Here is a 2,206-nt window from a genome sequence, read left to right as displayed (position 1 = left end):
CCACCGCCGCGCCGGCCGCCGCGACCGCCACCTGGGACACCGACCGCGCCGCCACCGCCTACGCCGCCAACCCCGCCGCCGTCACCGCCTCCGGCAGCGAGAACGCCGGCACCGCCGCCGCGCTCGCCTTCGACGGCAACGGCGCCACCCGCTGGTCCAGCAACTTCGCCGACGACGCCTGGATCCGCGTCGACCTCGGCAGCACGATCCGCGTCGACCGCGTGGTCCTCGACTGGGAGGCCGCGTACGGCAAGAGATACGTGCTGGAGGTCTCCCGCAACGGCACCGACTGGACGCCGTTCTACACCGAGACCGCGGGCACCGGCGGCTCCGTCACCGCGCACACCTACCCGCAGGAGGTGACCGGCCGCTACGTCCGCCTGCGCGGCCTCGAACGGGTCACGCCGTACGGGTACTCGCTGTACTCCTTCAAGGTCTACGGGGGTGAGCCCGCGGCCGCCTCCACCACCCGCACCAACCTCGCGCTCAACCATCCCGCGTACTCCAACCTCTACCAGCACGCCGGGAACTCACCGGCATTCGTCACCGACGGCGGCTGGCCCGCGGGCCTGAAGGGCGACAGCACCCGTTGGTCCAGCGACTGGAACGCCGACCGGTGGGTGTCGGTCGACCTCGGCGCGACCTCCACCATCTCCTCCGTCGACCTGTACTGGGAGTCGGCCTACGCCGTCGACTACCTGCTCCAGGTCTCCGACGACAACCGCACCTGGCGCACCGTGTACCAGCCGTCCGCCGCCGAGGTCTCGGCCCGCCGCGCCAACGTGCAGGCGCCCGGCGACGCGGCCGGACTGCACGACACGGTCACCCTCCCGACCCCGGCCACCGGGCGCTACGTCCGCATGCTCGGCAAGGAGCGCCGTTCCTTCTACAACCCGGCGCCCTACACCGCGCAATTCGGCTACTCGCTCTATGAGTTCCAGGTCTGGGGCACCGGCGGCAGCGCCTCCGCGTCCTACCCGGCGCTGCCCGGCGAGCAGTCCGGCACCTACCAGACCACGTTCTTCGACGACTTCACCGGTACCGCCCTCGACCGCTCCAAGTGGCGCGTGGTGCGCACCGGTTCCGAGATGGGATCCGTCAACGGCGAGTCCCAGGCGTACGTCGACTCCACCGACAACATCCGTACCGAGAACGGCGAGCTGATCCTCCGGGCGAAGTACTGCAAGGGCTGCACCAAGGCGGGCGGCGGCACCTACGACTTCACCTCCGGCCGCATCGACACCAACACCAAGTTCGATTTCGGCTACGGCAAGGTGAGCGCCCGGATGAAGCTGCCGGTCGGCGACGGGTTCTGGCCCGCCTTCTGGCTGCTGGGCAGCAACGTGGACGACCCGTCCGTCTCCTGGCCCGCGTCCGGCGAGACCGACATCATGGAGAACATCGGCTACGGCGACTGGACCAGCTCCGCGCTGCACGGCCCCGGTTACTCGGCGGACGGCAACATCGGCGCCCGCCAGACCTACCCGAACGGCGGCCGCGCCGACCAGTGGCACACGTACGCCGTGGAGTGGACGCCGACCGCGATGCGGTTCTACGTCGACGACCGCCTGGTCCAGGAGACGACCCGCAACAAGCTGGAGTCGACGCGCGGGCAGTGGGTGTTCGACCACAACCAGTACGTCATCCTGAACCTCGCCCTGGGCGGCGCCTACCCGGCCGGCTGGAACCAGGTCACCTCGCCGTACTGGGGGCTGCCGCAGTCCAGCGTGGACCGGATCGCCGGCGGGGGAGTGCAGGCGGAGGTGGACTGGGTGCGCGTGGAACAGAAGCGGTAGCCGTCGGCGGATACTCTTCCGGCGCAGGCCGGTTCCGTGACCCCGCGCATGGAGGAGTGTCCCGTGCGGATCGACACCAGCAAGCCCCATCCCGCCCGCGTCTACGACTGGCTGCTGGGCGGGAAGGACAACTATCCGGTCGACCAGCGGGTGGGCGCGGCGCTGCCCGAGCAGTCCCGGCGCAGCGCCGCCCGCAACCGGGAGTTCATGCACCGTGCCGCCGCATGGCTGGCGGCGCGGGGCGTCGACCAGTTCCTCGACATCGCCCGTGCACGCCTGGACTTCGACCGCCCCGTAGCCCTCTCTCTCATCGCCCTGATGCACTTCCTCCCCGACCCCGAGGACCCCTACGCCCTGACCCGCACCCTCCTGTCGGCCCTCCCCTCCGGCAGCTACCTGGTCCTCTCCCA

The 2,206-nt window shown here is 70.8% G+C and carries 2 protein-coding genes; both read left to right on the top strand.

All coding sequences use genetic code 11. The features are described 5' to 3' along the window. On the top strand, window positions 1-1,796 hold a 1,796-nt coding region (locus tag CCN33_RS11045; RefSeq protein ID WP_086693467.1), incomplete at its 5' end, for a discoidin domain-containing protein. A 48-nt stretch (window positions 1,797-1,844) separates the two neighbouring features. Continuing rightward, window positions 1,845-2,206 (top strand): SAM-dependent methyltransferase (locus CCN33_RS11040; RefSeq protein ID WP_208621712.1); only part of this gene is annotated, 362 nt, incomplete at its 3' end.

This window comes from Streptomyces recifensis (genome assembly GCF_002154615.1).
Lineage (GTDB): Bacteria > Actinomycetota > Actinomycetes > Streptomycetales > Streptomycetaceae > Streptomyces > Streptomyces griseoluteus.
Note: the sequence above shows the minus strand (reverse complement) of the source record. Positions and strands in the feature narration are given on the sequence as shown.